The following is a 24,518-nucleotide window of genomic DNA, read 5'->3' as shown; positions in this document are numbered from 1 at the left end:
CCCCTCACCCCGGAAACACCACCCGGCCGGGGGACGGCTCCGTGCCGGGGGCCGAGGGCCCGGTGTCGAGGCGGGAGTAGTACTCGGTGGAGAGGATCCGTTCCCGGGTGTCGGCCGGCAGGCGCAGGAGAATGCCGGGGAGGGAGCGCTCCCGCGCCGCTTCACTGCGGTGCGCGGTGATGGCGGCCCACTTCTGCCCCAGCCAGGCGCTCACGTCGACCGTCGCGGTGATGTGCTCGTCCGGCACGCTCCACAGCTTCTTGCCCACCCGGGCCAGGAGCGGGCCCAGCTCGCCGACCCCGGAGTGCGGATGGGTGGCCAGGTGGAGGGCGGTCGGCCGCCAGGGCGCTCCCGCGCCGGGATACAGGTGTTCGAGCCCGGCGGCGTGTACCGCGGCGGCGGCCAGCCGATGGGTGCGGACGTGGTCCGGGTGACCCGTCAACTGGCCGTGGGCGTCATGGGTGACGACGATGTCCGGACGGAACGCGCGCACGTGCCCGACGAGCAGCCCGACCACCTCGTCGAACGGCGCGTCACACAGCCGCGGCCGTCCGGGCGCCGACTCGGGGACGCGTGCGTCGGCGAACCCGAGCATGCGGGGGCGTCCGGCTCCGAGGGCGGCCAGGGCATCGGCGAGCTCGGCGGCCCGATGGCTGTCCGGGGCCCAGGTGGTGGTGACGACGGCGGTGCGCGCGCCGGCGGCGGCGTGCCGGGCGAACACGCCCCCGACGAGGAGCGACTCGTCATCGGGGTGGGCGAAGACCCCGAGGAGCGACGGTTTCGACGCGTGGGGTGCGGTCACGGCCGTTCCCCTTTCCGTGCCGTCAGCTGGAAGAGCCGGGCGGTGTGCATGTACGGCGGCCGTGCAGTGGCGGCGAGCTCCAGGCGTTCGAGTTCGGCGTAGAACGCCGGGTCGTACTTGCGCGCGTCGTCGGCGATGTAGTCGCAGAAGCTGCGGATGCCGTAGTGCTGCACGTCCTGGCAGCCGAGGCCGCGGAGGACGGCAATGATCTCATCGGCTACGTGGAGCGCCAGCGTCGAGTCGAACATCCGGGTCCGCGATTGATCGGTGCCGAGGGAGGCCCGCGCGGCGGCCGGATCCCCCTCGCGAACGGCGAGTCTCAAGGTCGCCGAGTGCCGGTTGACGGCCATCACCGAGAGCAGGCCGCCGGGTCTCAGTGGAGTAAGGGGGGTGGCGAGGGTACCCGGCGCGTCGTCCACGTACTGCAGGAGGTTGTGGCACAACACCACGTCGAAGCCCGCCCCGCAAAGCTCCGCGGGCAGAGCAGCCACGTCGGCCTGCACGCAGGTGATCAGCTCCGTGAGGCCGGCCGCCGAGGCGCGCGCGGTTGCCGCGGCGAGCATGGCGGGGGAGTAGTCGACAACGGTGACGTGGTGCCCACGGGCCGCGAGGCGCATCGCATCGCCGCCGTCGCCGCCCGCGAGATCCAGTACGCGAAGCGACCCCTCACCCGGCCCTTCGAGGTGCCGGACCAGGTTCGCCTCGGCGATCGCGTAACGCAGGCGGCCCCAGGGGGCGTCCTGCCATTCCTGCCAGGCAGTCATCGCGGTGTCGAACTTCTCGGGAGCTCCATCCGTCCGGGGACGGTATCGCCGCGGCCGCACAGGCGGGCGACAAGTGGTCCGTCGATGGTGTCCCGCTCCTGGACGCGGCTCTTCGGACAGCGGCCGGCGGCGGGACGTGCGTACCGGCATACGGGTGGACGGGGGTGGGCGCGGCGGGGGCGGGGCGGTGGCGGGGGAGCGGGGGGATAGCGTGGGGGACCATGACGCTGCGGAGTGGGCAGGCGCGCGCGGGGGAACTGGCCGAGGCCGCCGGGGACGGAGCCGTGTGGGCCGTCGGCGGGGTCGACGGGGTGGAGGCCGCGGGCGGGGACCAGGACGGCGGGCTCGATGTCAGCGGGCTCGCCGCCGTGCTGGCGCTCTGGCCCGTCATCGGCAGCCTCGTCGCCCAGGGGGAGCTGGCACTGCACACCCCGGTCGCCGCCTACGGGGCCCAGGCGCCCGACGGGAGCACCGCCCATCACCTCCTCACACGGCCCGGTGGCGTCCCCGGACTGACCCGGCTCGCGGAGCACCTCTGCGGCGGGCCGCTCGCCGAGCACGCCGGCGCACGCATCTGGCGGCCCCTCGGCATGACGCGTACCCGCCTCACCGGCGCCACCCTGCACACCACCGGCGCCGACCTCGCCCGGTTCCTGCGCCACCTGCTCTCCCCGGCCGACCATCCGATCCCCCGCGCCTGGACCGCCGAGTCGCTGCGCATCCGGACCGGCGAGCTGACTCCGGCCCGCGGCCTCCTCTGGCGCCCGGCGCCCTCGGGGGTCTGGGTCCACGGCGACGGCCCCGCCCTGTGGGTCTCGCCCGCCCGGCGCCGCTGGGCGGTGCTCGTCCCCGCGTCCCCGGACGGCCCGCCGCCCACCGCGTTCCGCGAGGCGGCGTTCGCCGCTCCACTCCCGTAGCGCACCCGGAGCGCGCACCCACCACCCCCGACGTACGGTGATCCCGATGTCACCGACCGAACAGGCAAGGTGGTCCCGGCAATGACCCAGTCGACCACGACGGCCGGCCGCGGCCCGGCCGGGACCGGAGCCGGGACCGCCGGAGCCGGGCAGCCCGCCAGGGCCGGGCGGGCCGAGACGGTCCGCTTCGCCGCCACCCACGCCCTGCCCGATCTCGTACGCGGCTTCGTGACCCGCCGCCCGCACACGGCCCGGACCTGGCCCGCCCTCGCCCGCCCGCACTGGTCCGCAGCCACCCTGCGGGCCATGCGCGCCCGGCACGGCGGAGCACCCGTCCTCGTGCGCGGTCTGTCCGGAACGCTGCTCGTCATCCTCGACCCGCAGGACCTCCACCAGTTCTACTCGGCGCCCCCCGGCAGCCGCGAGGACCGGCGCGAGATCGACGACGCCGTCCTCGCGTCCGGCACGGCCGTCCACCCCTCCTGCGCCCCCTTCCTCTCCGTCATCGCCGAGGAGGCCCGGCAGCTCACCGGCCAGGGGACCCTCCGGCTCGCCCGCGCCCGGCACGCCGTCGCCCGGGCCGGCCGGCGGATGGTGCTCGGTGACGAGGCCGCCGACGACGAGGAACTCGCCGGATGGCTGCGCCGGTTGCGCGGCGGCCGCACCCGCGCCGTCGGGGAACTCTCCGACAAGGCCGCCGCCCGCATCGGGCAGTACGCCGCCCACGCCGAGCCGCACACCCTGATCGGGCGGGCCCGCCGGCACGCCGACTCCACCGGCCGGGCCCGCCACTGGCTCCAGGCCATGGACTCCGTCCCCGCGACCCTGCTGCGCACCCTGCTGCTCCTCGCCGCGCACCCCGCCGAGCAGGACGTGGCCGCCGCCGAGGCCCGGGCGGCCGACGCGGGCACGGGCGAACTGCCCAGGCTGCGGGCCTGCGTCCAGGAATCGCTGCGGCTCTACCCGGTGGTGCCGGACCTGATCCGGGTCACCCGCGCCGAAACCGAGTGGAGAGGGGTGCGCCACCCCGCCGGGACCGCCGTGCTGCTGCCCGTCCTGTTCCACCAGCGCGACCCCGAACACCTGCCGGCCGCGCACGTCTTCGTACCCGGACGGTGGTCGTCCCACGGGGCGCGCCAGGACGTCCGGATGGCCCCGTTCAGCCACGGAGCGGGCCGCTGCCCCGGGGACCAGCTGGGCCTGCTCGTCGTGGCCGCCTTCTGCGCGGAGGTGCTGCGCGGACACCGGGTACGGGACGGGCGCCCCGCGCTGGACCCGATGGGGCCGCTGCCCGTGACGCTCGACCCGCGCGGGATCCGGCTGGGGCTGGCCCGCCGATGACCCCGCCCACGAGAGCGCCGTTGAGCCGGCCCAGGACCCCGCCGTCGAGCCGGCCGATGCGCGGGCCGTCGAGCCTGCCGACGAGGTGGCTCACGACCCCGCCGATGAGCCGCCGCCCAGCCCGCCGGTGAACGCGTTCGCCGGAGCCCGTGACCGGATCCGAGCCACCGAGGTGCCCATGCCCGACACCCCGACCTCCGCGTCCGCCACCGAGGACGCCGAACTGCTGCGCGCCTTGTGCCTGGAGCTGGCCGAGGCGGCCGACGCCGTGGACGAGGCCGCCCGCTACGCCTCCGGCCTCGCCCTCGGAGCCCGCCTCCCCGCCGCCTCCCTCGGCCGCGGCGGGCGGCCCGGGCCCGCGTGGCGCACCCTGCTGCGCACCCTCACCGACCCGGCCGGCCTCGGCTGGGCCGCGCGCGGCCGGGGCGCGGCCCGGGCCGGGTGGCTCGCCGGGATCCTGGCCGGCCGCGAGAGCCTCGCCGTCAGCCTCGCGGTGTGCGGCCTCAAGGCCAGGCTCCGGGCCGCGCGCGAGGCGCACCCCGAGCTGATGGCGGATCCGGACTCCGCCGCCGTGTTCCGGGCGGCGGAGGCGGGACGGCAGGGCGAGGCCGTCCGGCTGTTCCGCGGGATCCTGCGGGAGCGGGGCGCCGGCCGGGCGTTCGGCCTGCTGGCCCCGTCCTTCGCCGACATCCTCGCCTGGGACGCGCTGACCGACGACAACCCCTTCAACGACCACGCGGGCTGGCAGATCGCCACCGGCCGGGGCAGGCCCGCCCCGCGGCTGGTCGGGCTCGGCGCGGCCTTCCGCGCCTTCCTCGGACGCGGTCCCCGCCGCACCGGTGGCAGCAGGTGATCCGCCAGACCCACCCCGGAGGACACGGATGAACCACCTTCCCCCGACCCCCAGGGGCCGGCGCCGCCCGCCCGGCCCCGCCGACGGCCTGCGCGCCCACTCCGACGCACTGCGCTCACACGCCGAACGGCTTCGCTCCGTCGCCGCCGACCTCGGGCGCCGGGGCTCGTATGCCGACCCCCTCCACGCCGAGGTCACCCTGCTCGCCGAGCGCTGCGCCGTCGCGGCCGGCGGCCTGACCCTCGCCGCCGCCCAGCTCGACGCCCCGCGGCGATCGCGGCGATCGCGGCGCCCGGCGGGACCGGCGCTCCGCCGCAAGGATCCCTAAGGGCGCTCCCGCAGCGCGGTCACGGCCCGCTCCGCGGTCTGCGCGGCCGTCCCCGCCACATCGACGACCACACCGGCCTCGTCGTCCTGCAGCGGTTCCAGCGCGGCGAGCTGGGAGTCCAGCAGCGCGACCGGCATGAAGTGGCCCGTGCGCTCCTCCAACCGCTTCTCGATCAGCGCCCGCTCGCCGGTGAGGTGGACGAAGACCACCCCGGGCGCCGCCGCGCGCAACCGGTCGCGGTAGCCCCGCTTGAGGGCGGACGCGGAGACCACGCCGCCGCCGTGCCCCGCCGCCCGGCCGAGCCACTCGCCGATGGCGTCCAGCCACGGCCGACGGTCGGTGTCGTCCAAGGGCGTGCCGCCCGACATCTTGGCGACATTGGCCGCCGGGTGGAACGCGTCGCCCTCCGCGAACGGAAGGCCGAGCGCGTCCGCGAGCAGCCGGCCCACGGACGTCTTCCCCGATCCCGCCACGCCCATCACCACGATGACGCCCCCGGCTCCGGCCCCCTGCCCCATGTCACGCACCTCCCCCTCCGTCGCCGCCGCTCTCCCCGCTGGAGCCGGTCGGCAGGACGTATTCAAGCGGAGAGCGGAGTCCGAGAGGAGACCGTGCCGCCACCGGGCGCTCTCGGCCAAAGGCCGAATACCGTCGACGGCCCCGGCAAACACCCCACGCGGCAAGATCACCGCTTCGAGGTAAACCCACGGCTTCACAGGGCCGAGTGGGGGTACCGGCAGTTACCGTTCCCATGGATCTGGCCGGATTCCGGAGGTTCAGCCTCTTATTTCCTCTTTCACCGGTTGACGTGCACGTAAGCCGATCACCTCCCTTGTTAAGGAGAGCTCGCCCGATGACCGTTGACACCAGCCCGGAAGCGCACCTGGAGCCCCCCCGGCAGTCCAGCCTGGGCACGGCGGCCGCCCGCAACCTTGCCACCACGACCAAGTCCGCTCCGCAGATGCAGGAGATCACCTCCCGCTGGCTGCTGCGGATGCTTCCCTGGGTGGAGACCAAGGGCGGCGCCTACCGGGTGAACCGCAGGCTGAGCTACGCCGTCGGGGACGGGCGCATCGAGTTCCTCCAGGACGGCGCGCACGTCCGGGTGATCCCCCGCGAGCTCGGCGAACTGGCCCTGCTGCGCGGCTTCGACGACGTGGACGTACTGACCGCGATCGCCGGCCGGTGCGTGCAGCGCGACTTCCGCGCGGGCGAGGTGCTGGTCGAACGCGGTGACCCCGCCGAGCAGATCCACCTGATCGCCCACGGCCGGATCCGGCAGACCTCCGTCGGCAAGTACGGCGACGAGGTGGCTGTCGCCGTACTCGCCGACGGCGACCGTTTCGGGGAGAGCGCCCTGCTGGACGGCGGCGCCAGGTGGGACTGCACCGCCACCGCCGAGACGGGCGGCACCCTGCTCACGCTGTCCCGCGCCGACTTCTCCGCCGTACTGTCCACGGCGCCCCATCTGCAGGAGCACGTCCGGCAGTTCAGCTCGCTGCCCCGCCAGCGGCAGAACAAGCACGGCGAAGCCGAGATCGCGATGTCGTCCGGCCACACCGGTGAGGCCGAGCTGCCCGGCACCTTCGTGGACTACGAGCTCAAGCCGCGCGAGTACGAACTGTCCCTCGCGCAGACCGTGCTGCGGATCCACACGAGGGTCGCCGACCTCTACAACGAACCCATGAACCAGACCGAGGAGCAGCTCAGGCTCACCATCGAGGCGCTGCGCGAGCGCCAGGAGCACGAGCTGATCAACAACCGGGAGTTCGGTCTGCTCCACAACGCCGCCTTCAAGCAGCGGATCCAGACGCACTCCGGCCCGCCCACCCCGGACGACCTCGACGACCTGCTCTGCCGCCGGCGTGGCACGAAGCTGTTCCTCGCGCACCCCCGGACGATCGCCGCGATCGGGCGCGAGCTCAACGCCCACGGGCTCTACCCGGACCACGTCGACGTCGGCGGCCAGCAGGTCCCGGCCTGGCGCGGGGTCCCGATCCTGCCCTGCAACAAGATCCCGATCACCAAAGAGAACACCAGCTCCATCCTCGCGATGCGCACCGGCGAGGACAACCAGGGCGTCATCGGTCTGCGTCAGACCGGTCTGGCGGAGGAGTACGAGCCGGGCCTGTCGGTGCGCTTCATGGGCATCGACGAAAGGTCGATCATCTCCTACCTGGTGACCACCTACTACTCCGCTGCCGTCCTGGTGCCCGACGCGCTGGGCGTGCTGGAGAACGTACGGATCGCCCGCAGGCCCGAGTAGCGGGACCTGCCCGACCGCGCCGGCCGCCCCATGACCCACGACGGCCCGGACCGTCCCGGGCCGCCCGAGCATGCCCATGGTCCGGGACAGCCCGCCCACACCCCCAAGGAGCCACGGATGCCCGAGCCCGGGCTTTCCCCTCTGCAATCGAGCCTGCCCGGGGCCGCCGCCCGCTTCGGGGCCCATGTCCTCGCCGACGTCCTCGCCAAGGCCACGGGTGTCGCGGCCGCCGCCGGCTCCGGGCCCGCGCTCCCCTCCCCGCCCGCCGTCCCCCTCCCCCCGCCGGTGGCCGTGTCCGCAGGAGCGCCCGCACCAGCACCCGTGGCAACACCCGTTGACGTGGACGCGGACGTGCCCGCCTCCGTGCGGGAGGGCGCTGCCGCGGTGGTGCGGCGGAGCCCCGCCCTGGAACGGATCCTGCGCGGCCCCAGCGGTCTGGGTACGGCGAGCCTCTACCCCGGCCGGCACGTGCAGCCGGTGGCTCCGGGGGTACCCGTGCCGGCGGTTCCCGAGGCGCCGGAGCCCCCGCAGGGCCGCCCCATCCCGGGCCTGTACCACCATCCCGTGCCGGAGCCCGATGCGGCGCGGGTGCAGGAGGTCAGCCGGAGGATCAAGGCCTGGGCCCTGGACGAGGTCGAGCTGTACCCCGAGGACTGGGAGGACCAGTTCGACGGGTTCTCCGTCGGTCGCTACATGGTCGCCTGCCATCCGGACGCCGCGAGCGTCGACCACCTGATGATCGCCACCCGGCTGATGGTCGCGGAGAACGCGGTCGACGACTGCTACTGCGAGGACCACGGCGGCTCGCCCATCGGTCTCGGCGGACGCCTCCTGCTGGCGCACACCGCCCTCGACCCCCTCCACACGACGGGGGAGTACCAGCCGCAGTGGGTGGAGTCACTGGGCGCGGACGCTCCACGGCGCGCGTACCGCTCCGCCATGGAGTACTTCGTCCAGCAGTCCACGGCCTCCCAGGCCGACCGGTTCCGGCACGACATGGCCCGGCTCCACCTGGGCTATCTCGCCGAAGCCGCCTGGGCCCAGACCGACCACGTCCCCGAGGTGTGGGAGTACCTGGCGATGCGGCAGTTCAACAACTTCCGCCCCTGCCCCACCATCACCGACACCGTCGGCGGCTACGAACTGCCGGCCGACCTGCACGCGCAGCCCGCCATGCAGCGGGTCATCGCACTCGCGGGCAACGCCACCACGATCGTCAACGACCTGTACTCGTACACCAAGGAACTCGCCAGTCCCGGCAAGCACTTGAACCTTCCGGTGGTGATCGCCGAACGCGAGGGCGTTTCCGACCGCGAGGGCTACTTGAAGGCGGTCGAGGTCCACAACGACCTGATGCGCGACTTCGAAGCCGAAGCCGCCGCCCTGGCCGCCGCCTGCCCCGTTCCCAGCGTGCAGCGCTTCCTGCGGGGAGTCGCCGTATGGGTCGACGGCAACCACTACTGGCACCAGACCAACACCTATCGCTACAGCCTCCCCGACTTCTGGTAAGGATTGGATCCATCTGTGACTAGCACCGATCTCACCGCGGCCACCTCCGCCTCCGTGTTCATCCCCGGCCCGGCGACGCCCTACCAGGGCGACATCGCCCGCTACTGGGACGTCGAGGCACGGCCGGTGAACCTGCGGCTCGGCGATGTCGACGGCCTTTACCACCACCACTACGGCATCGGTGACGTCGACCACGCCGCCCTCGGCGACCCGGGCGACAGCGCGTACGAGAAGAAGCTGATCGCCGAACTGCACCGCCTGGAGTCGGCGCAGGCCGAGGTCCTGCTGGACCACCTCGGTCCGATCGGTCGGGACGACACGCTCGTGGATGCCGGCTGCGGCCGCGGCGGCTCGATGGTGATGGCCCACCAGCGCTTCGGGTGCAAGGTCGAGGGAGTCACCCTCTCGGCCAAGCAGGCCGAGTTCGCGAACCGGCGCGCCCGTGAACTCGGCATCGAGGACCACGTCCGGGCCCGTGTCTGCAACATGCTCGGTACGCCCTTCGAGACCGGGCGGGCCGCGGCCTCCTGGAACAACGAGTCGAGCATGTACGTCGACGTGCAGGACCTCTTCGCCGAGCACTCCCGCGTCCTCGCGGTCGGCGGCCGCTACGTGACCATCACCGGCTGCTGGAACCCGCGTTACGGCCAGCCCTCGAAGTGGGTCTCCCAGATCAACGCGCACTTCGAGTGCAACATCCACTCCCGCCGTGAGTACCTGCGGGCCATGGCCGACAACCGTCTCGTACCGCAGGCCGTCATCGACCTGACCCCGCAGACCCTGCCCTACTGGGAGCTGCGGGCCACGTCCTCGCTGGTCACCGGGATCGAAGAGGCGTTCATCAACTCCTACAAGGACGGCTCGTTCCAGTACGTCCTGATCGCGGCCGACCGGGTGTGACCGGCCCCGGACCACGGGCCTGGTCCGTCATCCGACGGACCCGGCCCGCGCCGTTGCCCCGGCACGTGCTTGCGGCGCCGGGTCGAAGCCCCTGGCGATGAGCCGGACGGCCAGCGTCACCTCCCACGCGAAGACCGGGAGCGCCGCCAGCGAGCCCGCCGCCGAGACCTGCGGGTAGAGGCCGAACAGCACGGCGGTCGCCGACGCGCAGATCATGGCCCCGCCGACCAGGCCGAGCACGGCGAGGGGGCGGGGCACGAGCCGCGAGCGGTACATCAGGGACGCCAGCACCAGGGTGTTCGCCCCCAGGACGAAGTTGGGGCCGAAGAGGAACGTCCAGTCGTGGATCGCGATCAGGGCGTCGCCGGCCGTGGCGAGGGAGGCGGAGTCACCGGTGCCCGCTCCCGCCGATCGTCTGCGCAGCGTCACGACCGACAGCACGCTGATGATGCCGACGACGATCACGGCCGCCTCCAGCAGGCGCCCGCACACGTAGCCCAGGGCGGCCCCTTCGCCGTGCCGCTTGACGACCGGGAACAGGACGACGCCGGTACCGATCACGGCGAGGGCGAGTACGAACTCCGACAAGGCGCCGAGGAAGACCCGGACGTCCGCGCCGGAGCCGGTGACGTAGGCCGCGCCGTGCAGCGCGGGTCCGTAGAGCGTGAGCCCGCCGATCGCCGCTGTCTCGGTGACGAGGAACAAGACGCCCGCGAGGACGGCCGTTCTCCTGGTTGCGCTCATGTGGACCTCCTAGGAGGTGTACGGCGTACACCTGCGGAGCACAGTAGGTGTACGGCGTACACTCGTCAAGCCGGGCCTCCGGCACCGACTGCGAAGGGAGCCGACCGGGATGGCGGAACGGACCGGGACCGCACGCCGGTCCCCCCTGAACCGGGACCGGGTGCTGCGCGTGGCCGTGGCGCTCGCCGACGACACGGGCATCGAAGGCCTGAGCATGCGCAAGCTGGCCCAGGAATTGGGCGTCGTACCGATGGCGCTCTACAAACACGTCGCCGGCAAGGAAGAACTGCTGGACGGCATGGTGGACGTCGTCGTCGGCGGGATCGACGACCCGCCCCCGGGAACCGACTGGAAGGACGCGGTCCGCAACCGGATCCTCTCCGCCCGGAGCGCCCTGCGCGGGCACGCCTGGGCCTCCCAGGTGCTCCGCTCCCGGAGCCGGCCGACTCCCGCCGTACTCGCCCACCTGGACTCGGTGATCGGAACGTTCCGTGCCGGCGGCCTGTCCGTCGACCTCACCCACCATGTGATGCACGCTCTCGGGAGCCGGGTCCTCGGCTTCACCCAGGAGCTGTACGACACCCCGCCACCGCAGCCCACCCCGCCGGACCCCGGTCCCGCGGCCGAGGCTTCGGCCGCGGCCGCGGCGCGGTACCCCCACGTCACGGAGCTGGCCCGGGCGGTGGCCCACGACCAGGGGTCGGTGGTGGGCCAGGGCTGTGACGACCAGTTCGAGTTCGAGTTCGCCCTGGACCTGCTCCTGGACGGCTTCGAGAAGCTCCACAAGCAGGGATGGAAGTCCACGAACGCGGGCGGCACGCGGCGCTAGGGTGGGCGGCGTGGCAGAGGTGGGTGGGGCAGAGGTGGGCGGGGCAGAGGTGGGCGGGGCGCTGATCGGAGGGCGGTACCGACTCCTGGATCTCGTAGGCCGGGGCGGAATGGGCCGGGTCTGGCGGGGCCGCGACGAGAGACTGGGCCGCGAGGTCGCCGTCAAGGAGGTCATGCTGCCGCCGGGCGTCGGCGAGGAACAGCGCGCCCTGCTGCTCCAGCGCGTCCTGCGCGAAGCGCGGGCCGCGGCCCGGCTCAACCACCCGGGGATCATCACGGTGCACGACGTGGTCGAGCACGAAGGCGCTCCGGTCATCGTCATGGAGTACGTGACCGGACCCTCCCTCGCCGCCGCGGTGCGCGAGGCGGGCCGGTTACCGGTGCGCAGGGTCGCCGAGATCGGCGCCTCGATGCTCAAAGCCCTCTCCCGGGCGCACGCCTCCGGCATCGTCCACCGCGACCTCAAGCCCGACAACGTCCTGCTGATGGACGACAGGGTCGTCATCACGGACTTCGGCATCGCCCACGTGGCGGACGCCACGATGACGCTCACCCATACCGGGACCCTCATCGGCACGCCCGCCTACATGGCTCCGGAGCAACTGGAGGGCGAGCCGCCGACGCCCGCCACCGACCTCTGGTCGCTGGGAGCCACCCTGTACAGCGCGTTGGAGGGCCGTCCGCCGTTCTCCGCCGACACGTTCTCCGCCCTGTGCGTGGCCATCGTCACGAAGGAGCCGCCGGTACCGGAGCGGGCCGGCCCCCTGGCGCCCGTACTTGCGGCCCTCCTGACGAAGGACCCGCAGGCGCGGGCCTGCGCCGACCAGGCACTGGCGGCGCTGGAGGCCGTCCTGCGGGGCACCGCGGCGACGGAGATCCCCGTACGGGCCGCACCCACGCACCGCCTCCTGCCGCCGGTCGGGCCGGTGGGGGCGACGGACGCCGAGGTGACGGACGCCGAGGCGGTGGCCGCCCGGGTCGCCGCCACCCGGCTCACGGCGCCGGCGCAGACCCCGCTCTCGCTGCTGTTGCGCGCCGCGGGCTGCTTCGTGCTGGTCTGGCTCGGCACCGTGCTGCCGTGGAACGCGGTGGACAACTGGCACGGCTACAAGCGGGAGATGCTCATTTCCGTCACGGCTGGGGTGATCGCGCTGGTCAACGCCGTCCTGCGGCCCCGGTGGTCCCCGGCCGTCGGGTGGCTGCTGTTCGTCCTGGTGAACGTGTGGCTGTTCTTCGGTGTCGCCGCGATCTGGCCGATCTGGGGGGTGGTGGAGGTGGTCACCAACGGCCTGCTCCTCGGGACCTGTTGCTGGCTCCTGTGGTGGCTGGTGCCGGGAGGCGGCGCCGTCAGCCGTAGGGGTTGAAGGGGACGGGAGGCTTCGCGGCGTTGAGGGCGTCGTTGAAACGGGGGTCGGAGATCTTGATGGTGGCGGCGCCGAAATCGGCGTTCATGAGCCGGTCGCGCAAGCCGGCCGGGTATCCGTTCCAGCCGACGAGGCGGGGGAAGAACCAGTTTCCCGTGTGGTTCTCGGCGGGTTCGTCGTTGCCGTTGGCCAGCCGGAAGAAGTGCGTCGAGGCGCCGTCCTTGTGGTAGACGGCCTTGGGGTGCGTGCCGTCGAACCGGACCTGGGAGCGGGGGTACCACTTCCAGCCGCTGTGCTGGGACGTCGACACGTACTCGACCTGGTTGTCCTTGATCCAGACGACCACGTGCTCGAAGTCGTGGCGGTGGCCGATGGCCGCCGGACCGAGGGTGGCCTGGTCCTTCTCGAAGTAACTCGCGTACATGACCGCGCACCAGCCGTTGTTGCACTTCGCGCGCGAGTAGGTGTTGGAGTTCTGCAGCTGCGCGAGGTCCCGGCAGTGGCCGTTGACGTCCCCGCCGGGTTTCAGTCCCGGGTTGGCAGTGCCGTCGGGGCTGATGGCGGCGGTGGCGTAGCAGCCGTCCCTGTCGTAGTCGTAGGCGGGGGAGAAGGTCTGCTCCAAGCCGTCCGCGTTCTGCGGGAGTTGCGGGATGACGGCGGCGACGGCGGCGGTGGGCAGCGTCATCACGAGGGACGCGGCTCCCAGGCCGGCGGCGGTCAGGATCCGGCGGAGCCGGTGACGGGGCGCGTGCTGTGGGTTCGTCATCGGCGGCGGGGCGCTGCGCACATCGGCTCCTTGGCGGGGCGGTGGTCGTCCGGGCAAGCGCCCCAGTACACCCCGTCCGCGCCGCCACGTACATGGCCGCCGGACGAACTGCCGGTGCGGGAACCGTGCATGGCGTGATCCGCGTCCGTCCTGCGGCGCTTCCGAGCCCAATCCGAGGCCCAGGGCCGGCCCCTCCGGCGCCGCTGCGGGGGCTCCGCCGGGCCTCGGACGGGGCCGCCCGGGAGCTTTGCCCGGCAGCAGCGTCAGCGCGGTGCCGGGCTACCGGGGACGGCGGGTCATCCGCCCGAGACCGGCAAGGTGGCGTCCGGGGTGGGGTCGGCGGTCTCCGCCGGGGCGAACTGGGTGCGGTACAGCTCTTCGTAGCGGCCGCCCGCCGCCAGCAGCTCGGTGTGCGTGCCCCGTTCCACGATCCGGCCCTCCTCCACCACCAGGATCAGATCGGCCGCCTGGACCGTCGACAGGCGGTGCGCGATCACCACTGCCGTCCGGCCCGACAGGGCCTCCGCGAGGGCCTCCTGGACGGCCGCCTCCGAGGTGGAGTCGAGGTGGGCGGTGGCCTCGTCGAGGATCACCACCCGCTGGCGGGCCAGCAGCAGCCGTGCGATCGTCAGCCGCTGGCGCTCCCCGCCCGACAGTCGGTAGCCGCGTTCGCCGACGACGGTGTCCAGGCCGTCCGGCAGCGAGGCGACGAGCCCGTCCAGGCGCGAGCGGCGCAGCGCCTCCCAGAGCTCCTCCTCGCTCGCCCCGGGCCGGGCCAGCAGCAGGTTGGCCCGCACCGACTCGTGGAACAGGTGGCCGTCCTGGGTGACCATGCCGAGGGTCTCGCGGACCGAGTCGGCGGTGAGGTCCCGTACGTCGATGCCACCGAGACGGACCGCGCCCTCGTCGGCGTCGTACAGGCGCGGCAGCAGCTGCGCGATGGTCGACTTGCCCGCGCCGGAGGAGCCGACGAGCGCGATCATCTGGCCGGGTTCGGCGCGGAACGAGACGTCGTGCAGCACCCGGGTGCCGCCCCGGGCGTCGAGGGTGGCGACCTCCTCCAGGGAGGCGAGCGAGACCTTGTCAGGAGAGGGGTAACCGAAGGAGACCCGGTCGAACTCCACGGTCACCGGCCCGTCCGGAACCCGGCGGGCGTCGGGCTTCTCGGCGATGAGCGGCTCGAGGTCGAGGATCTCGAAGACCCGCTCGAAGCTCACCATCGCGCTCATCACCTCCACGCGGGCCCCGGCGAGGGCGGTCAGCGGGGAGTAGAGCCGGGTGAGCAGCAGGGCGAGGGCCACGACGGAACCCGCTTCGAGGGTCCCGTGCACGGCGTAGTAGCCGCCGAGGCCGTAGACCAGCGCCAGGGCGAGGGCCGAGACCAGGGTGAGGGCGGTGATGAAGGCCGACTGTGCCATGGCGGTGCGGATGCCGATGTCCCGCACCCGGGCCGCCCGCGCCGCGAACTCGGCGGACTCCTCCGCAGGGCGTCCGAACAGCTTGACCAGGGTGGCGCCGGGCGCGGAGAACCGTTCCGTCATCTGGGTGCCCATGGCGGCGTTGAGCGCCGAGGCCTCGCGCTGCATGGAGGCCATCCGCGCCCCCATCCGCCGCGCCGGCAGCACGAACACCGGCAGCAGTACCAGCGCCAGCAGGGTGATCTGCCAGGAGATGCCCAGCATCACGGCAAGCGTCAGCAGCAGGGTGACGATGTTGGAAGCCACCCCGGACAGGGTGTTGCTGAAGGCCCGCTGGGCGCCGATCACGTCGTTGTTGAGCCGGCTCACCAGGGCGCCGGTACGGGTGCGGGTGAAGAAGGCGACCGGCATCCGCTGTACGTGGTCGAAGACCGCCGTCCGCAGATCGAGGATCAGCCCCTCACCGAGGGTGGCCGACAGTTTGCGGGTCAGCAGGCCGAGCCCGGCCTCCGCCACCGCGATGAGCGCGATGAGCAGGGCGAGGCGGGTGACGGTGCCGCTGCTCCCGCCCCCGACGATCGTGTCCACGACCCGGCTGGCGAGCAGCGGGGTCGCCACGGCGAGCAGTGCGGTCACCACGCTGAGGAACAGGAAGGCGGTGAGGCCCCGGCGGTGCGGGCGGGCGAAGGCGGCGATCCGGCGCAGGCTCGCCCGGGAGAGGGGGCGACGGTCCTGCTGGGCGTTCATGGCGCTGTGCAGCGATGTCCAGGCGGTGACTTCCATATCCATACGCCGAACGCTACGACCTCAACCAAACTTGAGGTCAATGATTTGCTCCGAAGAGCCCCAACTGCACTGCACAGCAAGGATGTTCGGAGCTCCGGGTTGTCGGTGCCAGGTGGCATCATCGGTCCATGACGCAGGGATCAGAGACCACCCGTCCAGGACGGCAGGCCCTCGGCAGTGTCCTCCGGCGTTTCGAACAGTGGGCGCACGACGCCCCCGGGGCCCGCGCGCTCGTCGCCGGGCCGGACACTCTCACCTACGGGCAGCTCGACGCCCGCTCCAACCAGCTGGCCCACCACCTCCTCGCCGCCGGACTGCCCGACCAGGCTCTCGTGGCCGTGGGTACCGCCCGGCAGCAGGAACTCGTCGTCGCCCTCCTCGCCGTCCTCAAAGCGGGCGCGGCCTACGCACTGATCGACGTCGCCGACCCGCGCACCGGACAGCGGCAGCTCGCCGCGATCCGCCCCGACGCCGTCCTCACCCACGCCGCACACCACCCCCGGCTCGACGACGGCCGGGGCCTGCGGTTCATCCGCCTGGGCGCCGAGGCGTCCGCCATCGCGGGGCGGCCCACCGACCGGCCCACCCCCGCGACGCGCGACCGGGGCACCGCCGCGCTGCTGTTCACCGGGGCCGCCGACCCGCGCCCCGTCCCCGTCAGCCACCCCCTGCTGCTCGCCGCCTGCGACAGCTGGGCCGAGGTCGCGGCCCCGGGCCCCGCCGACCGGCACCTGATCACCGCCGGGCCCGACGCGACCGCCTTCGCCGCCGGGTGGCCCCGCGCCCTGTGCACGGGCGGCGCCCTGGTCCTCACCGAGCGCACGCCCTGGTCGCCGGACGGCATCCGCGCGGCGGTCGACGCCGACGACGTCACGGTCCTGCACACCGACCCGGCCGGGGCCCTGCGGCTGCTCCTCGGCGACCGCCCGCAACCGGACCGGGAAGCGGCCGTCGTGCGCCCGGCACCGGGCACCGCCGCCCGGTCGCTGCGCATGGTCACCGTCACCGGAGACCGCCTCTACCTCGACCAGCACGCCGCCCTGCAAGCCCGACTGCGGCCCGGCGCGCGCGTGCTCGCCCTCTACGGAACCGCCGAGAGCGCCGGGACCGGCACCTGGTTCGAGCTGTCCCGGCTGCCCGCCCCGCCCGCCGCCCCCGCACGGCTCGCGCTGATCGGCGTCCCCTTCCCCGGCTGCCGTGCCGACCTGCGCGACGGGCAGATCCTGCTCACCCCGCCCGACGGCGGGGAAGCGATACCCACCGGCGACCTCGGTCTGCTGGGCCCCGACGGGCTCCTGGAGTTCCGCGGCCGGATCCGTGACCGGATCACCGGACACGGCCCCCACCTCGACCCCCACCACCTGGAATCCCTGATCCGGTCCCACGACGGCGTGGGGTCCGCGCTCGTCGCCGACGTCCGGGACGGCGGCTCCGCAGACGGCGGCCCCGGCAAGCGTCCCCGGGCCGGCTCCCGCGGGATCGTCGCCTACCTCGCCCCGCCACCGGCCGGTGCACCTCCGGGCGCCGGCCTGCCCGACGCCGTCGCGCTCAGGGCCCACCTCGCGGACGAGGTGCCCCCGGAGCACCTCCCGTACACCGTGGTGCCGCTGCGCGCCCTGCCCCGGGACCGCACGGGCCGCGAGGACCGCGCCGGCCTCCCGCTGCCGCCCCTGCCGGACGGCCCCGCGCGGACCGCCCGCGGCGCCGGAAAGTACGCGGGCGGGGGCGGGGAACAACTCTCCCCGGCGTTCGCCTCCGGCTGCGCGGTGCTCGTGCTGGCCCTCTTCGCGCTCGCCCTCACCGGTGTGTTCTGGCCCGGCTCGACCGACCTCAGCGGGGTACCGAGTCCCTGGGCGGCCCTCTTCTTCGTCCTCTACGTCTTCGAGGCGCTGGCCTTCGCCGCGGGCGTCGTCTTCCTGTTCGGCGGGCGCTCCCGGATGCGGGGCCGGAGCCGCGCCCTGACCAGGGCGGCCCACCTTGCCGTCGTCTACCTGCTCGTCGCCTGGTGGCCCCAGGACAACCTCTACCGGCTCGCCGCCAAGCACGACTGGCCGCGCCAGGCCGCCCTCGTCTACACCTTCAACATCCCCCTGATGATCGCGGGCGCCGTCGTGGCCCTCTACCTCACGCGGAAACCGGCCTCCCCCTTCGGAGACGACTGAGGCGACCGCCCACGGGTGAACGGCCGTCCGACCGCGAGCGCCCGCTCCCGCACCAGTGCCCCGGCCGCGTCCAGCGCCTCCTTGCCGTGCGCGGCCACCAGTACGCCCAGCCAGGGCGCCGGCTCGAACGCCGCGGTCGGGATCGCCGGGACGAACACCGCCCCGAGCCGCGAGCAGGCCCGCGCCAGCTCCCCGCACAGCTCCTCGAGCTGCCCGTCCGGCAGCCGCGCCCCCAGTTCCACCCGGTCCGCGATCCGTACGAAGTGCCCCGCGCCCCGCAGCGCGTCCAGCCGGGCCGCCACCATGAAGGCGAGCGCCGGGCCGGTCAGGCGCAGGTTCGTCTCGGTCGGCGCCAGGCGGCCCGCCCCGTCCGTGACGAAGTCCACGTCGAACCAGCCCCGGTAGCCCGCCTGCGCCAGCTCCCGGCCCACGGCCGCGCCGAAGGCCAGCAGTGGCCCCTCCGCCTCGGCGGGCACCACCCCGGGCCCGACCGTCGCCCCCCGGTAGCCGCCGTCGGTCACGTCCATGACCGCCGCCCCGGCCTCGTGGACGTGGCCCGCGCCGTCCACGAACCCGTCGTAGGTGAGGTCCCGCAGGCCGCCGCCCGGTTCCCCCGCGGCGGGACCGGGCACGTACTCCTCCACGAGCAGCGGGCCGCGCGGCAGCCGCCGCCGCAGCACCCGCGCCCCGCCGGGCGTCCGCAGCCGCTGCGGTGTGACGACCGTGACCCCGGAACCACCCACGCCGTGCTCCGACTTGACCACCGAGGCCTCCCCGGCGGCGGCCCGCCGCGCCACCGTCCGCGCCGCCGCCCGCCGGGTCGGGGCCCGCCACTGCGCGGGCAGCCTGATCGCGGGATGCCCGCCGCCCGCCAGGATCTCGGCGAACAGGGCGTGCGAGGCCGCCTTCGACTCGTAGCGCAGCTCCCGCGGCCGCCACGGCCGGCCCGACAGCCGCCCGAAGGGCTCCGTCAGCCCCCACGGTACGAGGGGCAGCCCGGCCGCCGTCAGCCGTTCCACGAGCGCCGGCCGGGCCCGTACCGCCCACGACAGGCCCGGGCCCGACTCCGCCAGGCCGTCGAACACCTCCACCTCGCCCCAGCCCAACTGCCGCCCCACCAGCGCCGGCCAGTGCGCCGGCACCGGCCGCGGCAGCACCAGGGCCGCCGGTTCGGGACTGTAGAACGCGGCCAGCGCGGCGTAGTGGTGCGCGGCCGACTGCTCCCGGTCCAGGGAGGCGTCGGCGAACTGCGCGTTGAACTCGGCCACGTTGCCCACGTGCACCGCGCGGCCCCCGCCCGTCCACGCCCGCGCCCACCCGGCGAGGGGGACCGGAGCCACCTCGAACCGCACCAGGCCCTGCGGGGCGCCCGACGAAGCAACCGCGCCCATCGCCCGGTAGAACCCCGCCGCATGCGGATCGGCGTCGATCAGCAGCCGGCGGACGCCCAGCGCGAGCGCCCGGCGCAGCACGTCCCGGTACAACAGCCGCCCCACACCGCGGCCGATGACCGCCGGTTCCACGAACAGCAGCCCCAGCCGTGCCCGTTCCCCGTCGCCCTCGGGCTCAAGGGAGGCGAGGCCCACGACGGCGCCGTGCCCGTCCTCGGCGACCACCACCCGCCGGGCCGTCACCTCGTGCGGCCGGAGTGCCAACTGCGGTGCGCAGGCCGCCAGGAACCGCGCGTCGTACCCCCAGTGGGCCTTGGACCGCAGGACGAGCGCGGTCAGTGTCCGCGCCTCATCGGGCCGTGCGGCCCTGAGCTGTTCCACGTACCGGCCTCCCCATGGTCCGCCGCCCGGACGTGCGATAGATTCGCCCGGCCCACGGCGGGGTGCAACCCCTTCCTGCCCACGCCTTCCTCCTCACGCGCAGACAGGCTTCCCATGAGCGACATCCTCGACGGACTCGGCCGCACCAGCGCCTTCGGCGCCCTCGGCCTGGTGCTGCTGATCCTCGGCATCGTCCTGGTGGACGTACTGACGCCGGGGAAGCTCCCGCAGCAGATCTGGGAGGAGCGCAACCGCAACGCCGCGGTGATGCTCAGCTCCGCGCTGCTCGGCGTCGGAGGCATCGTCTTCACCTCGATCTGGACGACGTACGAGGACTTCGGCAAGGGCCTGGCGTCCACCGCGGCGTTCGGCGTGCTCGGCCTGGTGCTGATGGCGGTGGCCTTCCTGGTACTGGACCTGGTGACCCCCGGCAAGCTCGGCGCGATCGTGGTCGACCCGGAGCCCCACCCGGCGGTCTGGGTCACGGCCTCCTGCAACCTGGCCGTCGCCGCGATCGTCGCCGCCTCCATCGCCTGACCGTCCGGGCGCCGCCTTCACGCCAGGCCCAGGGCGAACACCGCGAACCCCGCCGCCAGTACGCCCGCCAGGGCCCTGCGGACCGCCGTCGCCCGGGTCCACGGCTCCTCGAAGCGGCGGGCGTAGCGGGCGATGCCCACCAGCAGCGCCGCGAACACCGGCATCCAGGCCAGCCGGGCCGCGATCCACCCGGGGCTGTCGGGGGAGGTGGTCAGACCCGCCAGCTCCCCGACGAACGAGCCGGGGACGGCGGCGGCCAGCATGGCGCTCTGGTGCCAGCACAGGATCGTCATCGCGCACAGGTTGACCACCACGACGGGCGCCCACAGCGCGGGCCGCGACAGCAGCCTCGCCAGCCGGTCGCGCACCAGCATCGCCGCACCCGACTGGGCCGCGGCCAGCGCCGGCACCAGCAGCGACGGCGGGTGCGAGTTGGTCCGCGCCGCCCCCGGCACCCCGACCATCGACGCCGGGTAGTGGAACACCGTCAGCAGCGTCGCGAACAGCGCGACCCCGCCCACCAGCAGCGCCCACGCCCCTCGGCGTCCGATCCGGCCCTCGCCCCAGTCCACGCCCAGCTGGTACGCGAACAGCCAGCCCGGCACGATGTTCAGCAGCGACAGCCAGCCCGGCACGGAACCGGCGAGCGGCCCGTAGCGCAGGGCGTCCACGACGGCGACGGAGGCCAGCAGCGGGACCGCCGCCCACCCGCCGAGCCGGTGCGACGCGCGCACGCAGTACGGTGTCAGCGCGGTGACCGCCACGTACACCCCGACGAACCACAGCGGCTGGATCACCAGCGTCGCCCCGGTCCGCAGCGTCGCTTCGGGCACGCCCAGCGCGTACAGCACCGGCGCCGCCAGCGCCCACACCGCCGTCACCCCGAGCACCGGCCGTCCGAGGCGGGCGATCCGGCCCCGCAGCCAGGCGCCGGTCGAACCCGTGCGGCGGTGGAAGGACAGCACGCAGGCGTAGCCGCCGACCAGGAAGAAGATGCCCAGCATCTGGAGCACCCAGCTCGCCGGCGCCAGGGCGCCGAAGGCCGACAGCGGGCTCGCGTTGTGCAGGCCGCCCGCGGAGTCGAGGGTGAAGCCCCCGAGCAGCCAGTGCCCGGTCGGCACGGCCAGCAGCGCGAGGGCGCGCAGCCCGTCGACGGCGCGGTCCCGGTGGGCGGGGGTCTGCCGCTCGATCCGGGCGGCCGTGGCCCGCAGCGCGGTCAGGGCGCTCATCGGACGTCCCCCGTCGCGATCGCGGCGAACGCCGCCAGGGAGCGGGTGCCGGGTGCGAAGTACCCGGTGTGGCCCTCCACATCGGCGGCGGGCACCCGGCGGGCGCCGAACGCGGCGGATGTCGGGTCGGCGCCGTGACCGAGGCCGGCCAGTTCGACGTTCGGGATGTCGGCGATCCAGTCGGAGGGGCCCCGGGCCGCCCAGACGCGGGCACCGGTGCGCAGAGCGGCGGCGTTGGCGGCCCGCATGCCGGGCGAGCCGAACACGACGATGTCGGCGGCGTCCGTGTACGGGGCCGAGAGCCCGCACACCACCGAGCCGTAGCTGTGGCAGAACAGCGCCGGGTCGGGGGCGCCGACCGCGTCGAGCCCGGCCGTGAACCGGGCCAGGCGCACGGCGCCCGCCTCGGCCAGCCGCCCGCCGGCCGCGTCCAGGCCGATGCCGACCGGGGTGGTGTAGCCCGTCCACGCCACCACGGCGGTGGCGGAGCCGTCGGTCGCTGTGCGCAGCGCCCGGGCCATTGCGGCGGGGCCGGCGGCGGGCCCCCGAGCGGTGTCGTGGCCGGAGGCGTCGCTGTCGGAGCCGGGGACGACCACCGCCACGTGGGCCGCGTGTTCCAGGTCCCCGAACACCTCGGCGACCTGGCCCCGCCCGCGCGGGTCGAAGGCGAGGATCTGCCGGCCGGGACGGGCCAGGGAGGAGTACCGGGCCTCGCCCGTGGCGGTGATCGCCAGCCGGTTGGCCTCGTACCGCAGGGTGAGCGGTGCCCCGTCGAGATTGCCCACCACCAGCGGGTGGCGGCGCAGGAGTTCTGCACGCACGGTGTCGTCGAGCCCGGCGAAGAACCGTGCGACCTCGGGCGCCGACGCGGTCGCCGGGTCGGGCAGCGGCCGGCCCGGCAGCGGGTCGCCCAGCCAGGCGGCGGTGCCCGGCGGCGGACCGGTGACCGGCGTGACGCTGTCCGCGCCCGCCCATCCGGCGGTGCCCGCGACCAGCGTCGCCACCAGTGCGGCGGCGGCCAGCGTCCTTCCGAAGCGGCGCATCCGCTCCTCCCCTCTCCTCGTGGTGAGGCAGAAGGTAGGAAGGAGGTACCGGCCGCTGCGTCAGACCGCGGAGCCAAGCTCCGCCTCATACCCGGGTAGGGGGTGGAGGAGGGAACAGGACCTCTCAGGCGCCGTCTCCGGGCCGGACCAGACCCGCCTCGTAGGCGAAGATCACCGCCTGGGCCCGGTCCCGCAGGTCCAGCTTGGCCAGCACCCGCCCGATGTGCGTCTTGACCGTCTGCTCCGCCACCACCAGGTGCCCGGCGATCTCCTGGTTCGACAGACCGCGCGCGATGAGCTCCAGTACCTCGGTCTCACGGGGAGTCAGGCCGTTCAGCCGTAGCGCCGGGTCCTTGCGGGGCGCCGGCCGCCGCTCCACGAAGTCCGCGATCAGCCGGCGCGTCACCGACGGCGCCAGCAGCGCCTCGCCCGAGGCGACGATCCGCACCGCGGCGATCAGATCGGCCGGCGGAGCGTCCTTGAGGAGGAAGCCGGACGCGCCCGCGCGCAGCGCCTCGTACACGTAGTCGTCGATGTCGAACGTGGTCAGCATCAGCACCTTCGGCCGGTGGACCACGCCCGCCGGCGGGGTGAGGATCTCCCGCGCCGCCGCGAGGCCGTCCATCTCCGGCATCCGTACGTCCATCAGCACCACGTCCGGGTGCACGGTGCGCGCGACCCGCACCCCTTCCCGGCCGTCCGGCGCCTCGCCCACCACATCGATGTCGGCCTGGGCGCAGAGCAGGGCGGCGAACCCGGCGCGTACCATCGCCTGGTCGTCGACGATGATCACACGGATGGTCAACTGGGCTCCTCGGCCGGGGGGTTCACGGGCAGGCGGGCGGCGACGCGGAAGCCGCCCTCCGGCAGCGGGCCGGTGTCGAGCGTCCCGCCCGTCAACCGTACGCGCTCGCGCATCCCCACCAGACCGTGGCCCGTCCCCGAGGTCTCCACCGCCACCAGGGCGTCGCGCGCCGGGCCGTTGACGACCAGCACGAGCACTTCGTCCGGCTCGCCGGGGGACCGGCTCACCGAGACCCGGGTCGTCGCCCCCGGCGCGTGCCGCACCACATTGGCCAGCGCCTCCTGGACGATCCGGTACGCCGACAGGTCCACCGCCGGCGGCACGCCCCGCGCCGCCCCCGCCGCCAGGGACAACTCCACCGGCTGCCCCGCCCGTACGGTGGCCTCCACCAGCTGCTGGAGCCGGTCGATCCCCGGCTGCGGCGCCCGTTCACCGGCCGGTCCGTCGCCGCCGTCGCCGCGCAGCACCGTCAGCAGCCGCCGCATCTCGCCCAGCGACTCGCGGGCGGCCGCCGCGATCGCCGCGAACTCCTCCCGCACCGGCTCCCCCATGCCGGGCAGCCGGTAGGGCGCGGAATCGGCCTGCACCGTGATCATCGACATGTGGTGCGCCACCACGTCGTGCAACTCCCGGGCGATGCGGGCCCGTTCCTCCAGCAGGGTGCGCCGTGACCGTTCCGCCTCGCTGATGTCCTCCTGCTCCGTGATCCGCTGCTGCGCGTCGCCCAGCAGGCGCAGTGCCCCCGTCAGCGCGAGGAAGGTGCCGGCGAGTACGAAGAGGAGCGCGACGGTGTTCATCACCCCGTCGGGCGCGAAGAAGCCCAGCACCACGCCGACGGCGCCGGTCACCAGCCACACCCCGACCAGGGTCCGCACGGACTCGCGCAGCCCCAGGCAGACCATCAGCAGCAGGTAGCCGACGATGGCCATCGGCGTCCACGGCCAGGCGTGCCCCGCCACCTTGTCGGCGTGGATCAGCAGCGCCGCCCCGAGGGTGTCCGCGAGCAGCACCATGCCCCAGGCCGGCAGCGGCCGGGTGACGGCGAGCAGCAGCGGCACCGTCTGCGCCACGCCCAGCGCCCCCGCCCAGCCGCCGGCCGCCCCGTAGTCGCCGCTCAGCACCGAGATGGTCACCGGCAGCAGCGTCACGACGAACACGCCGGTGACGACGAGCGGCATCCACCGCTGCCAGCGCTTCGGCGCCCGCGAGAAGAGTGGCTCCCCGGGCCGGGCCGGCGTGCGCAGCACCACGGCGAACCGGGTGGCCTTGCGCGGTCCCCGGACGGGGGCGGGGGGAGGGGCCGTCGGCCCGGGTGCGTCGCTCATGATCGCACCAGCCTATGCGGCCGCACGGCGCGCAGGGCTGCGGAGTAGGCTGCGCCGGG

General features: G+C 74.2%; 22 protein-coding genes. 11 read left to right on the top strand and 11 right to left on the bottom strand.

The features are described 5' to 3' along the window. Window positions 1–4: 4 nt before the first annotated feature. Window positions 5–802: a PIG-L deacetylase family protein gene (locus OG861_RS03855; protein WP_330261223.1), complete on the bottom strand. Its 798-nt coding sequence runs from the start codon at window positions 800–802 to the stop codon at window positions 5–7. Then, window positions 799–1,566, bottom strand: a complete 768-nt coding sequence (locus tag OG861_RS03850) for a methyltransferase domain-containing protein (protein WP_329200507.1) — start codon at window positions 1,564–1,566, stop codon at window positions 799–801. The genes OG861_RS03855 and OG861_RS03850 overlap by 4 nt, the downstream gene beginning before the upstream one ends. Window positions 1,567–1,787: 221 nt before the next feature. Between OG861_RS03850 and OG861_RS03845 the strand changes: the two genes are divergently transcribed. The 4 genes from OG861_RS03845 to OG861_RS03830 all read left to right on the top strand — a co-directional run bounded on the left by OG861_RS03845 (window position 1,788) and on the right by OG861_RS03830 (window position 5,005). Then, window positions 1,788–2,483: a hypothetical protein gene (locus tag OG861_RS03845; protein WP_329200509.1), complete on the top strand. Its 696-nt coding sequence runs from the start codon at window positions 1,788–1,790 to the stop codon at window positions 2,481–2,483. An 81-nt stretch (window positions 2,484–2,564) separates the two neighbouring features. Then, window positions 2,565–3,824 carry a cytochrome P450 gene (locus tag OG861_RS03840; RefSeq protein WP_330261222.1) on the top strand — a complete coding sequence of 420 codons (1,260 nt, stop codon included), beginning with the start codon at window positions 2,565–2,567 and terminating at the stop codon, window positions 3,822–3,824. Between the two features lie 178 nt (window positions 3,825–4,002). Continuing rightward, window positions 4,003–4,677 (top strand): hypothetical protein, encoded by a 675-nt coding sequence (locus OG861_RS03835; RefSeq protein ID WP_329200513.1) that lies wholly within the window; start codon window positions 4,003–4,005, stop codon window positions 4,675–4,677. Window positions 4,678–4,705: 28 nt separating this feature from the next. Next, window positions 4,706–5,005 (top strand): hypothetical protein, encoded by a 300-nt coding sequence (locus OG861_RS03830; RefSeq protein ID WP_329200515.1) that lies wholly within the window; start codon window positions 4,706–4,708, stop codon window positions 5,003–5,005. On the opposite strand, the gene OG861_RS03825 is transcribed toward OG861_RS03830, so the two are convergent. Further along, window positions 5,002–5,523, bottom strand: coding sequence for a gluconokinase (locus OG861_RS03825; RefSeq protein WP_329200517.1), 522 nt, complete (start codon window positions 5,521–5,523; stop codon window positions 5,002–5,004). The two genes, OG861_RS03830 and OG861_RS03825, sit on opposite strands and share 4 nt — an antisense overlap. 335 nt (window positions 5,524–5,858) lie before the next feature. Between OG861_RS03825 and OG861_RS03820 the strand changes: the two genes are divergently transcribed. The 3 genes from OG861_RS03820 to OG861_RS03810 all read left to right on the top strand — a co-directional run bounded on the left by OG861_RS03820 (window position 5,859) and on the right by OG861_RS03810 (window position 9,680). Continuing rightward, window positions 5,859–7,271, top strand: a complete 1,413-nt coding sequence (locus tag OG861_RS03820; protein WP_329200518.1) for a family 2B encapsulin nanocompartment shell protein — start codon at window positions 5,859–5,861, stop codon at window positions 7,269–7,271. A gap of 117 nt (window positions 7,272–7,388) precedes the next feature. Next, window positions 7,389–8,780, top strand: coding sequence for a family 2 encapsulin nanocompartment cargo protein terpene cyclase (locus OG861_RS03815; RefSeq protein ID WP_329200520.1), 1,392 nt, complete (start codon window positions 7,389–7,391; stop codon window positions 8,778–8,780). A gap of 15 nt (window positions 8,781–8,795) precedes the next feature. Further along, entirely contained in the window at window positions 8,796–9,680 is an 885-nt protein-coding gene (locus OG861_RS03810; protein ID WP_329200522.1) for a geranyl diphosphate 2-C-methyltransferase, read from the top strand. 27 nt (window positions 9,681–9,707) lie between these two features. Here the strand turns inward: OG861_RS03810 and OG861_RS03805 are convergent, their stop codons facing one another. Beyond that, a complete protein-coding gene (locus OG861_RS03805; RefSeq protein WP_330261221.1) occupies window positions 9,708–10,424 on the bottom strand; it encodes a DUF4386 domain-containing protein in 717 nt (238 codons plus the stop codon). Between the two features lie 109 nt (window positions 10,425–10,533). On the opposite strand from OG861_RS03805, the gene OG861_RS03800 reads away from it, so the two are divergent. Both OG861_RS03800 and OG861_RS03795 read left to right on the top strand, forming a co-directional pair. Continuing rightward, the gene (locus OG861_RS03800) at window positions 10,534–11,253 is read left to right on the top strand and encodes a TetR/AcrR family transcriptional regulator C-terminal domain-containing protein (protein ID WP_329200525.1); all 720 of its coding nucleotides are present in this window, start codon (window positions 10,534–10,536) and stop codon (window positions 11,251–11,253) included. A gap of 10 nt (window positions 11,254–11,263) precedes the next feature. Further along, on the top strand, window positions 11,264–12,616 hold the full coding sequence (locus OG861_RS03795; protein WP_329200527.1) for a serine/threonine-protein kinase: 1,353 nt from the start codon (window positions 11,264–11,266) through the stop codon (window positions 12,614–12,616). On the opposite strand, the gene OG861_RS03790 is transcribed toward OG861_RS03795, so the two are convergent. Together OG861_RS03790 and OG861_RS03785 are read right to left on the bottom strand one after the other, a co-directional pair. Continuing rightward, the gene (locus OG861_RS03790) at window positions 12,600–13,382 is read right to left on the bottom strand and encodes an NPP1 family protein (RefSeq protein WP_329202582.1); all 783 of its coding nucleotides are present in this window, start codon (window positions 13,380–13,382) and stop codon (window positions 12,600–12,602) included. The genes OG861_RS03795 and OG861_RS03790 overlap by 17 nt on opposite strands. 296 nt (window positions 13,383–13,678) lie before the next feature. Further along, window positions 13,679–15,589, bottom strand: a complete 1,911-nt coding sequence (locus OG861_RS03785) for an ABC transporter ATP-binding protein (protein ID WP_329200528.1) — start codon at window positions 15,587–15,589, stop codon at window positions 13,679–13,681. 125 nt (window positions 15,590–15,714) lie between these two features. Between OG861_RS03785 and OG861_RS03780 the strand changes: the two genes are divergently transcribed. Further along, window positions 15,715–17,748, top strand: coding sequence for an AMP-binding protein (locus tag OG861_RS03780; RefSeq protein ID WP_329200529.1), 2,034 nt, complete (start codon window positions 15,715–15,717; stop codon window positions 17,746–17,748). On the opposite strand, the gene OG861_RS03775 is transcribed toward OG861_RS03780, so the two are convergent. Next, window positions 17,706–19,520: a GNAT family N-acetyltransferase gene (locus OG861_RS03775; RefSeq protein WP_329200532.1), complete on the bottom strand. Its 1,815-nt coding sequence runs from the start codon at window positions 19,518–19,520 to the stop codon at window positions 17,706–17,708. The genes OG861_RS03780 and OG861_RS03775 overlap by 43 nt on opposite strands. Window positions 19,521–19,634: 114 nt before the next feature. On the opposite strand from OG861_RS03775, the gene OG861_RS03770 reads away from it, so the two are divergent. Then, window positions 19,635–20,057 carry a DUF350 domain-containing protein gene (locus OG861_RS03770; RefSeq protein ID WP_329200534.1) on the top strand — a complete coding sequence of 141 codons (423 nt, stop codon included), beginning with the start codon at window positions 19,635–19,637 and terminating at the stop codon, window positions 20,055–20,057. 17 nt (window positions 20,058–20,074) lie between these two features. On the opposite strand, the gene OG861_RS03765 is transcribed toward OG861_RS03770, so the two are convergent. The 4 genes from OG861_RS03765 to OG861_RS03750 form a co-directional block, all read right to left on the bottom strand. Beyond that, window positions 20,075–21,286, bottom strand: coding sequence for an acyltransferase family protein (locus OG861_RS03765; RefSeq protein WP_329200536.1), 1,212 nt, complete (start codon window positions 21,284–21,286; stop codon window positions 20,075–20,077). Further along, entirely contained in the window at window positions 21,283–22,329 is a 1,047-nt protein-coding gene (locus tag OG861_RS03760) for an alpha/beta hydrolase (protein WP_329200538.1), read from the bottom strand. Before OG861_RS03760 ends, OG861_RS03765 begins: the two co-directional genes overlap by 4 nt. Window positions 22,330–22,453: 124 nt before the next feature. Next, complete coding sequence (locus OG861_RS03755; RefSeq protein ID WP_329200540.1) at window positions 22,454–23,134, bottom strand: response regulator transcription factor; 681 nt, start codon at window positions 23,132–23,134, stop codon at window positions 22,454–22,456. Next, window positions 23,131–24,459 (bottom strand): sensor histidine kinase, encoded by a 1,329-nt coding sequence (locus OG861_RS03750; RefSeq protein WP_329200542.1) that lies wholly within the window; start codon window positions 24,457–24,459, stop codon window positions 23,131–23,133. Before OG861_RS03750 ends, OG861_RS03755 begins: the two co-directional genes overlap by 4 nt. Window positions 24,460–24,518: the final 59 nt, after the last annotated feature.

Source organism: Streptomyces sp. NBC_00539 (genome assembly GCF_036346105.1).
Taxonomy (GTDB): Bacteria; Actinomycetota; Actinomycetes; order Streptomycetales; family Streptomycetaceae; genus Streptomyces.
Note: the sequence above shows the minus strand (reverse complement) of the source record. Positions and strands in the feature narration are given on the sequence as shown.

What these genes read in the sequence shown, in the direction of transcription:
- OG861_RS03805 (WP_330261221.1), bottom strand. Translation starts at nt 10,424, where the DNA reads ATGAGCGCAACCAGGAGAACGGCCGTCCTCGCGGGCGTCTTGTTCCTC.
- OG861_RS03815 (WP_329200520.1), top strand. Translation starts at nt 7,389, where the DNA reads ATGCCCGAGCCCGGGCTTTCCCCTCTGCAATCGAGCCTGCCCGGGGCC.
- OG861_RS03785 (WP_329200528.1), bottom strand. Translation starts at nt 15,589, where the DNA reads ATGGATATGGAAGTCACCGCCTGGACATCGCTGCACAGCGCCATGAAC.
- OG861_RS03790 (WP_329202582.1), bottom strand. Translation starts at nt 13,382, where the DNA reads ATGACGAACCCACAGCACGCGCCCCGTCACCGGCTCCGCCGGATCCTG.
- OG861_RS03820 (WP_329200518.1), top strand. Translation starts at nt 5,859, where the DNA reads ATGACCGTTGACACCAGCCCGGAAGCGCACCTGGAGCCCCCCCGGCAG.
- OG861_RS03825 (WP_329200517.1), bottom strand. Translation starts at nt 5,523, where the DNA reads ATGGGGCAGGGGGCCGGAGCCGGGGGCGTCATCGTGGTGATGGGCGTG.
- OG861_RS03770 (WP_329200534.1), top strand. Translation starts at nt 19,635, where the DNA reads ATGAGCGACATCCTCGACGGACTCGGCCGCACCAGCGCCTTCGGCGCC.
- OG861_RS03780 (WP_329200529.1), top strand. Translation starts at nt 15,715, where the DNA reads ATGACGCAGGGATCAGAGACCACCCGTCCAGGACGGCAGGCCCTCGGC.
- OG861_RS03750 (WP_329200542.1), bottom strand. Translation starts at nt 24,459, where the DNA reads ATGAGCGACGCACCCGGGCCGACGGCCCCTCCCCCCGCCCCCGTCCGG.
- OG861_RS03850 (WP_329200507.1), bottom strand. Translation starts at nt 1,566, where the DNA reads ATGACTGCCTGGCAGGAATGGCAGGACGCCCCCTGGGGCCGCCTGCGT.
- OG861_RS03800 (WP_329200525.1), top strand. Translation starts at nt 10,534, where the DNA reads ATGGCGGAACGGACCGGGACCGCACGCCGGTCCCCCCTGAACCGGGAC.
- OG861_RS03760 (WP_329200538.1), bottom strand. Translation starts at nt 22,329, where the DNA reads ATGCGCCGCTTCGGAAGGACGCTGGCCGCCGCCGCACTGGTGGCGACG.
- OG861_RS03845 (WP_329200509.1), top strand. Translation starts at nt 1,788, where the DNA reads ATGACGCTGCGGAGTGGGCAGGCGCGCGCGGGGGAACTGGCCGAGGCC.
- OG861_RS03765 (WP_329200536.1), bottom strand. Translation starts at nt 21,286, where the DNA reads ATGAGCGCCCTGACCGCGCTGCGGGCCACGGCCGCCCGGATCGAGCGG.
- OG861_RS03840 (WP_330261222.1), top strand. Translation starts at nt 2,565, where the DNA reads ATGACCCAGTCGACCACGACGGCCGGCCGCGGCCCGGCCGGGACCGGA.
- OG861_RS03830 (WP_329200515.1), top strand. Translation starts at nt 4,706, where the DNA reads ATGAACCACCTTCCCCCGACCCCCAGGGGCCGGCGCCGCCCGCCCGGC.
- OG861_RS03835 (WP_329200513.1), top strand. Translation starts at nt 4,003, where the DNA reads ATGCCCGACACCCCGACCTCCGCGTCCGCCACCGAGGACGCCGAACTG.